This is a genomic window from Mesorhizobium sp. M0166 (assembly GCF_040322255.1).
GTDB lineage: Bacteria > Pseudomonadota > Alphaproteobacteria > Rhizobiales > Rhizobiaceae > Mesorhizobium.
Genome location: NZ_JAMYTD010000004.1, coordinates 333,965 through 342,267, shown reverse-complemented (window position 1 = coordinate 342,267; position 8,303 = coordinate 333,965). Strand labels below are relative to the sequence as shown.

Sequence of the window (8,303 nt, the reverse complement as noted above, 5' to 3'; positions counted from 1 at the left end):
AGCGCCCGTCGCTTCACCGGCCCAGCAGGGCACAACCCACGCCGGAAACGAACTCAAAACTGGATAGAAACTGGGGGCAACGTCAGCTTCACCGTCGAAAAAACGACTAGTGAGATTTATGACCAATACAAAAAGGCGAGAGGCTTCGTTGAGATGGTCGAAAGGGAGCTAGATTATTGTTGCTCTAAAGCTACGACGAGGGGGTTGTAGTCCCCCTTGTAGCTTGCTTCTCTAGACAGCTATGGGGACCAAGACGACGGAACCGGTTTGCATAGGACGCTCCAACCATTCCGCTTGAACCCTGTCCTTCACCATCCTACCGCATTGGCGTATCCTCTCCTAGGCTTGGGGAGACATAACATGCGCTCCACCTTCGACATCACCGCCGCGATCGGCCTTGCCATCGGCGGCGCTCTGGGCCTCGCCGGCACCTTCGTCGAGAGCGCGTCCCTTCGCGAAACATTCTGGACGATCGACGGCGTCGGACTCGTGGTGGCGACCGCGCTGTTGACGATGAAGTATCAGCGGCTGGGCAATGATTGGGTGGCGGCCGGTTTTCTGACCTTCCTTGCCGGCGAAAGCCTGCTGCTCGCCGGCAATGCGGCGGGGCTTGAGGCCAGCGTGCCCTCCTATGTCGGCGGCATCTCGCTCTGGGCGGCAGCGCTGGTCATGATCAGCGCGCCGAAAACCTTCGCGCTGTGGATGCGGCTCACCGCTGTCGTGGCCGCCCTGCTGTTTGTCGTCTCAGTGGGCCTGATCCTGTGGGGCGCGCCTTTGCTGCCGACCTCGGCGCCGCTGCCCACTGCCGGATATCCCTTCCTGGTGCTCACATTCATCGGCTGGATCTGGACGCTGCTGAAGCCCGGGCGTTGAGCCCGGTCGGACCGCCCCCTCTCCGGCCGCTTCGCGGCCACCTCTCCCCCACTTTGTGGGGGCGAGGAACCCAGGTCCTGTGAGGCTTCGGCGGTTGGCATTCCTCGCCCCACGGCGTGGGGAGAGGTGGTTTGCGAAGCAAACCGGAGAGGGGTCTTGCTTAGCAACGCTGCGCCTTTCGCGATGCGCAAATGGCGCACCCCCTTCCACCCATCCCGCCACCATGCCATGTTCCCCCTCGCGGCCGGGCAGGCCGCTTCATTCCGGGGGGAATCATCATGTTGTCTTACGCTTTCGCGCGCCGCGCTGCCGCGGCGCTCTTCATAGCCGCGTTGTTTGCGCCGGCCGCACATGCCGGCGATGTCACTTTCGAGATCAGGAACAGCCATCCCAACGCCATGCGCGTCGAGCTCTACAGCCAGGACCGCGACCATGTCTGGCCGGGCAACAATCAGGATTATTATCTCAACGACGGCGAGACCAAGTCGATCCCGCTGTCCTGCAAGGACGGCGAATCGATTTGCTACGGTGCCTGGGTCGATGGCGACCAGAATACCTATTGGGGTGTCGGCCCCGCCAACGCGGAAAAGTGCGACGATTGCTGCTACACCTGCAGCGGCGGCGAGACCGAGGAGATTGATCTGGTTCCGTGACGTGGCAAATCTCCCCCCTTGAGGGGGAGATGGCCGGCAGGCCAGAGGGGGTCGGTACGTCCTGATGCGACGTCCCATCGGGACAGAAGATGCCGGCGCTCCACGCGCAACGACCCCCTCTGTCGCCTTCGGCGACATCTCCCCCTCGAGGGGGGAGAGGGCCGTCCCGCGAGTGCAGGCCGGCAACACCGGAATTCAAAGCTGAAACAAAAAACCCGCCTCGGTGGGCGGGTCGTTGGAGCCAATTGGCACCATACCCAAATTAGTAGCATAGCTGCCGGCACAAAGCAAGAACAAAATGTGGCGCGGCGGAAAAGAAATGCGCATTCCCTTCCCTGCCGCGCTTTGCCCGGGAGTTTGGCCCTCGAGAGAGGAGAATGCTGCCTTGACGCCGTCCGGGCCATCGCCATAGCGTGAGGCATCAGCAAGGAGATGCATCCATGGCCGGCATGGTCGAAGGCGAGAAGATCGATATCGGCTTTTCCGGGCGCCGCTGCATCCATTCGCGCAATTGCGTGCTTGGCGATCCGCGTGTCTTCGTGCCCAATGCGCCGGGCCAGTGGATCCACCCTGAGGCGGCCAGCGTCGAGAAGATCGTGGCGCTCGCCGAAGCCTGTCCGTCCGGCGCCATCACCTATGTCCGCAAGGATGGCGGGCCGCAGGAACAGCCGCCGGTGGTCAACACCGTGCGCATCAGGGAAAACGGCCCGCTGGCCGTCCATGCCGAGATCGTGCTGGGCGGCGAAACGTTTTTCCGCGCCACGCTCTGCCGCTGCGGCGCTTCGGAAAACAAGCCGTTCTGCGACGGCAGCCACGCCAAAGCGGGCTTCACCGCCACCGGCGAGCCGCCGCTGAAGGATACGCCGGCGCTTGAAGTGCGGAATGGCCCGCTCACCGTCACGCCGACGACCAACGGCCCGCTCAAGCTCGAAGGCAACGTCGAAATCGTCACCGGCACCGGCCACACGGTAGACCGTACGCAGCGCACCTTCCTCTGCCGCTGCGGCCATTCCGCCAACAAGCCGTTCTGCGATGGCAGCCACAAGCGGGTGGGCTTTGTGGGGTAGGCGCTGGTAATCTCCCCCTCGAGGGGGGAGATTAGGCGTCGCGGCAAAGCGCTCGCCGCCAATCTCGGCCTTCGACAACTGCGCCCGGTTGATGTTAGATCTTTGCTACCGGTGCGTGCATGTGCCGGAGTGGCGGTTCGTCGGGCTTGGGGACTTCAAATTGCGCAAATATGTCTTGCTGTTTCTCAGCCTTTGTATCGATTACGTCTGGGTAAATGCGGCCGTCGTCTTGGTCGACCGGCTGTTTCCCGGCATTGCCGAGACCGTTCTTGGCCAGCCGGCGTCGTGGGCGGCACGGCAGGTCCTTTCGCTGATCCTGTTCAGCCTTGTACGGGTGGCAAACGTCTCGGTGGGCGAATGGCTGCTGTCCTATGCGCAGACGGAGCAGCCGGCCGGCCAGCGACAATGGGCCAATCTGTTGCTTGGCACGCTTGGTGTCCTATCCGGGATTTGGTACCTGCTGCGCCTCACCGGACCAGACGACGGCGCGCCGTTCCTTTTCATGGTGGAGGACACGCCGCTGAAGACCGCGGCCGTTGCGATTTACAGCGCTGTATACAGTTGGTGTGGCGTGATGCTGTTGCGGTTCGAGCCCAAGGCGAAGCTCTGCAATGCCCTGCTGTTCGCCTCGGTCCTGCCATTGACCGCGATAAACCTGATCTTCTCCCGCGACGCGCTGGTTGCCTCGATGGTGGCGCGCGCCGCCAGCCAGGGCCGTTCGTTCCCGGTGGAAAAGGCGGAGCTCTATGCCCGCGTGTCGATCTACTACGCCATCCTGCTTGTCGCGGTGATGCTGACGATCTTGTATTTCTGCCGCGAACGGCCTGCCGTTTCCGTCGAGAGGTCGTTCGAAGGCTCGCCGGGCAGCCAGGCGTAGGGCTATTCGGCCAACAAGCCCTTTTGGGGGGTAGGCGGCCAAGCTGCCAATCTCCCCCCTTGAGGGGGAGATGGCCGGCAGGCCAGAGGGGGTTGTCTCGCGTGGAGCGCCGGCTTCTTCTTCGCACAAAGGACGACTTCTTTCGCAGAGAGGGCGTCGCGCCCGGACGTACCGACCCCCTCTGTCGCCTTCGGCGACATCTCCCCCTCGAGGGGGGAGATTACGCTGCCTTGGCCCAGCCATCGCGGCTTTATCGGCCTGCTCATATCCGCTAAGGGGCGGGGCAAGAGAATTCTCCGGACCCAAATATGACCGCCAAGACCAAATCGCCACCCCTGTTCCTCGGCATCGACACCGGCGGCACCTACACCGACGCGGTGCTGTGGTCGGAAGCCGGCGGCCCCGGCGGAAAAGTTTTGGCCAAGGCCAAGGCGCTGACCACCCGTCATGACCTGGCGGTCGGCATATCGGGCGCGGTCGATGCGGTGCTGCAAGAAGCCGGCACCGACCCGACTGCGATAAAACTGGTGTCGATGTCGACGACGCTAGCCACCAATGCGCTGGTCGAGGGCCAGGGCGGGCGGGTCGCACTTGTGATGATCGGCTTTGCCGAGGGCGACCTTGCCCGCGACGGGCTGAAGGCGGCGCTCGGCACCGATCCGGTAGTGTTCTGCGCCGGCGGCCACGACGTCCACGGCAATGCGGCAAAGCTCGACCTGTCCGGGCTGGAGGCAGCTTTGCCGGAACTGGAAAAGTCGGTGTCCGGCTTTGCCGTCTGCGCCTATTTCGCCACCCGCAATCCTGCGCATGAGCTCGCCGCCCGCGACCTGATTCGCGACAGGACCGGCCTGCCGGTCACCGCCAGCCACGAACTTTCGGCCAAGCTCGGCGGCCCGCGCCGGGCGCTGACGACATTGCTCAACGCCAGGCTGATCTCGATGATCGACCGGCTGGTGGCGGCGACCGAAGGTTTTTTGGCCGCGCGCAACATTGCCGCCCCGCTGATGGTGGTGCGCGGCGACGGCGCTTTGGTCTCGGCCGCCTTTGCCCGCCAGCGGCCGATCGAGACCATCCTGTCCGGCCCGGCCGCCAGCCTTGTCGGCGCCCGCCATATGACCGGTCTCGACGATGCCGTGGTCTCCGATATCGGCGGCACCACCACCGACGTTGCCGTGCTCGACAAGGGCCGGCCGCGGCTCGATCCGGAAGGCGCCACCGTCGGCGGTTTCCGCACCATGGTCGAGGCCGTCGCCATGCGCACTTTTGGCCTGGGCGGTGATTCCGAAGTGGCGCTGGAGGACGGCGTGCTCAACCCAAAGATCCTGCTCGGGCCGCGCCGCCTGGTGCCGCTGGCGCTGGCCGGCTTGATGCATGGCGAGGCCGTCACGGCGGAGCTCGAACGCCAGCTGCGCGCGCCGAACCCCGGCCGCATGGATGGCCGCCTCGCAGTGCGCACCGGAGTGCCCGAGCGTCTGGCGGCCGGACTGACCGGCGCCGAAGCCAAGCTTTACGAGCTGATCGGTGCCGTGCCGCAGGCTCTCGACAGATTGCTGACCTCGAATGCCCAGAACGCCACCTTGAACCGGCTGGTGTCGCGCGGACTGGTGCATATCGCCGGCTTCACGCCGTCGGACGCCGCGCATGTGCTGGGCAGGCAGGCCAATTGGGATCCGGCCGCGGCGCGTCTGGGTGCCGAGCTGTTCGCGCGCAGGCGTGACGGCCGCGGCCAGTTCATCGCCGCCTCGCCGGAGGCAATCTCGGAACGGGTGCTGACCGCGCTGACCCGCCTGTCGGCGGAAGTCATCCTCGAAACCGCCTTCGCCGAGGATGGGCTGGATGGCGCGGCGACCGTCGCCCATGCCCTGGTCCAGCGCGCCGTCGACGCGCATCCCGGCATCGCCCGCCTCAGCGTCGCGCTCGACCGCCCGGTCATCGGCCTCGGCGCCTCGGCGCCGCTGCATTATGCCGGGCTGGCCGAGCTGGTCGGCAATAACTGCGTGGTGCCGCAGGATACCGATGTCGCCAACGCGCTCGGCGCCGTCGTCGGCCAGGTCCGGGTCTCGGCCGAGGCGCGGGTCAGCCAGCCCAAGGAAGGGCTGTTCCGCGTTGCCTCCGGCGAAAGTGTACGCGATTTCAACGACGAGGCGGCGGCGATCGCCGCAGCGGAGAAAGACGTGCGCGCCATCGCCGCCGGGCGGGCGAAGGACGCCGGCACCGACAGCGCCGAGATCGAAGTCGCCAGCGAGTTCCGCGTCTCTACCGTCGAGGGCCAGCGCATGTTCATCGAGGCGCATGTCGTGGCGGTGGCGTCGGGCAGGCCAAGGATTGCGGTGTAGGTTCAGCCGATCTCCCCCCTCGTGGGGGAGATGGCCGGCAGGCCAGAGGGGGGCGCTGTCCCGCCAACGTCTCAGTCTTTCGTGGTGTGCCCTCAGACTTGCGGCTGGTCGTAAATGACAAGGTCCGCGATCCTTCACGCCCCCCTCTGCCCTGCCGGGCATCTCCCCCTCAAGTGGGGAGATTGGCAGCTCCTGCGGCAGCGAAAACGCCCTACCTTCACCCCAAGCCGAATTGACCCTGCCACCGTGACATGTCAAAGGCCCGGCCTAGCCTTTCGTCTGGAGAAGCCCTGATGACCGATCGCGTCGAGATCGCCGGATTGCGGATTGCCCGCGAGCTTCATGACTTCGTCGCGAACGAGGCGCTGCCGGGCACCGGCATTGAAGCTGAGGCATTCTGGGGCGGCTTTTCGGCGATCGTCCATGAACTCTCGCCAAAAAACCGGGCGCTGCTCGAAAAGCGCGATGCCATGCAGGACAAGCTCGACCGCTGGTATCGCGACAATGGCGCGCCCGTCGACATGGAGGCCTACAAGAGCTTCCTCCGCGAGATCGGCTATCTCCTGCCCGAGGGGCCGGCTTTCAGCGTGACCACCGAAAATGTCGACCCGGAAATCGCGCTGGTCGCCGGGCCGCAGCTGGTGGTGCCAGTGATGAATGCGCGTTATGCGCTGAATGCCGCCAATGCGCGCTGGGGCTCGCTGTACGATGCGCTCTACGGCACCGACGCCATTCCGGAGACGGACAGCGCCGAGCGAGGTAACAAATTCAATCCGGCGCGTGGTGCCAAGGTCGTCACCTGGGTGAAAAGCTTCTTCGACGAGGCGGTGCCGCTCACGACAGGCAAATGGGCCGGGGTGAACGGGCTTTCGGTTGCCAACGGCATGTTGCGGCTGGGCGAGGGTGCCGGCGCCACCACGCTTGCCGACCTCAAGCAGTTTGCCGGCTATCGCGGCGACGCCGCCAACCCCGAAGCCGTGCTGCTCACCAAGAACGGCCTGCACATCGAAATCGTTGTCGACCACAACAACCAGATCGGCCGCACCGATCCGGCCGGCATTGCCGATGTCGTGCTGGAATCGGCGCTGACCACCATCCAGGACTGCGAGGATTCGGTGGCGGCCGTCGATGCGCAGGACAAGGTGCTGGTCTACCGCAACTGGCTCGGCCTGATGAAGGGCGACTTGGCGGAGGAGATCACCAAGGCCGGCAAGAGCTTTGTCCGGAGGCTCAACCCAGACCGCACCTATACCGCGCCCGATGGCGGCACGCTGACCCTGCCCGGCCGCTCGCTGATGCTGGTCAGGAATGTCGGCCACCTCATGACCAATCCGGCGATATCGGACCGCGACGGCAACGAGGTGCCGGAAGGCATCATGGATGCGGCGCTGACGGCGCTGATCGCGCTGCATGACATCGGCGTGAACGGGCGCCGCGCCAACTCCCGCGCCGGCTCGATGTATATCGTAAAGCCCAAGATGCACGGGCCCGACGAAGTCGCCTTCGCCGTCGAGATTTTCGACCGCGTCGAGGCGCTGCTCGGCATGGCCAAAAACACCATCAAGATGGGCATCATGGACGAGGAGCGGCGCACCACCGTCAACCTCAAGGAGGCGATCCGCGCCGCGAAAGACCGCGTCGTCTTCATCAACACCGGCTTCCTCGACCGCACCGGCGACGAGATCCACACCTCGATGGAAGCCGGCCCGATGATCCGCAAGGGCGACATGAAGCAGGCCGCCTGGATTGCCGCCTACGAAGCCTGGAACGTCGACATCGGGCTGGAATGCGGATTGGCCGGCCACGCCCAGATCGGCAAGGGCATGTGGGCGATGCCCGACCTGATGGCGGCGATGCTGGCCGAGAAAATCGCGCATCCCAAGGCCGGCGCCAACACCGCCTGGGTGCCGTCGCCGACGGCGGCGACGCTGCACGCCACCCACTATCACAAGGTCGATGTTCACGCGGTGCAGCAGGCGCTGAAAAGCCGGCCCAAGGCCAAGCTCGACGACATCCTGTCGGTGCCGGTAGCAAGGCGGCCGAACTGGTCGCCTGAAGAGATCCAGAAGGAGCTCGACAACAACGCGCAAGGCATTCTGGGCTATGTCGTGCGCTGGATCGACCAGGGCGTCGGCTGCTCGAAAGTGCCAGATATAAACGACGTCGGCCTGATGGAGGACCGCGCCACGCTGCGCATCTCTTCGCAGCACATCGCCAACTGGCTGCATCACGGCGTCTGCACCCGCGAGCAAGTGATGGAGACGATGAAGCGCATGGCGGCGATCGTCGACCGCCAGAACGAAGGCGATCCGCTCTACCGGCCGATGGCACCGGATTTCGACAAGTCCATCGCCTTCCTCGCCGCCTGCGATCTCGTCTTCAAGGGCCGCGTCCAGCCCAACGGCTACACCGAACCGGTGCTGCACGCGCGGAGATTGGAACTGAAGGCGAAAGAGCAGGCGCGATAGTCGCCAGCGTTCCCCTCCCCCTCGAGGGG

General features: G+C 65.1%; 7 protein-coding genes. All 7 read left to right on the top strand.

The genetic code is table 11. The features are described from left to right. A partial coding sequence (locus NKJ46_RS08290) for a hypothetical protein (protein ID WP_352663925.1) occupies positions 1–210 on the top strand: 210 nt, incomplete at its 5' end. Between the two features lie 150 nt (positions 211–360). Further along, positions 361–873 (top strand): hypothetical protein, encoded by a 513-nt coding sequence (locus NKJ46_RS08285; RefSeq protein ID WP_352663923.1) that lies wholly within the window; start codon positions 361–363, stop codon positions 871–873. 281 nt (positions 874–1,154) lie between these two features. Further along, on the top strand, positions 1,155–1,526 hold the full coding sequence (locus NKJ46_RS08280; RefSeq protein WP_352663957.1) for a hypothetical protein: 372 nt from the start codon (positions 1,155–1,157) through the stop codon (positions 1,524–1,526). Positions 1,527–1,966: 440 nt separating this feature from the next. Then, the gene (locus tag NKJ46_RS08275; protein ID WP_352663921.1) at positions 1,967–2,593 is read left to right on the top strand and encodes a CDGSH iron-sulfur domain-containing protein; all 627 of its coding nucleotides are present in this window, start codon (positions 1,967–1,969) and stop codon (positions 2,591–2,593) included. 160 nt (positions 2,594–2,753) lie between these two features. Then, positions 2,754–3,470, top strand: coding sequence for a hypothetical protein (locus tag NKJ46_RS08270; protein WP_352663919.1), 717 nt, complete (start codon positions 2,754–2,756; stop codon positions 3,468–3,470). A gap of 308 nt (positions 3,471–3,778) precedes the next feature. Then, positions 3,779–5,806, top strand: a complete 2,028-nt coding sequence (locus tag NKJ46_RS08265) for a hydantoinase/oxoprolinase N-terminal domain-containing protein (RefSeq protein ID WP_352663917.1) — start codon at positions 3,779–3,781, stop codon at positions 5,804–5,806. 293 nt (positions 5,807–6,099) lie between these two features. Continuing rightward, entirely contained in the window at positions 6,100–8,274 is a 2,175-nt protein-coding gene (locus tag NKJ46_RS08260) for a malate synthase G (protein ID WP_352663915.1), read from the top strand. Positions 8,275–8,303: the final 29 nt, after the last annotated feature.

What these genes read in the sequence shown, in the direction of transcription:
- NKJ46_RS08285 (WP_352663923.1), top strand. Translation starts at nt 361, where the DNA reads ATGCGCTCCACCTTCGACATCACCGCCGCGATCGGCCTTGCCATCGGC.
- NKJ46_RS08275 (WP_352663921.1), top strand. Translation starts at nt 1,967, where the DNA reads ATGGCCGGCATGGTCGAAGGCGAGAAGATCGATATCGGCTTTTCCGGG.
- NKJ46_RS08265 (WP_352663917.1), top strand. Translation starts at nt 3,779, where the DNA reads ATGACCGCCAAGACCAAATCGCCACCCCTGTTCCTCGGCATCGACACC.
- NKJ46_RS08260 (WP_352663915.1), top strand. Translation starts at nt 6,100, where the DNA reads ATGACCGATCGCGTCGAGATCGCCGGATTGCGGATTGCCCGCGAGCTT.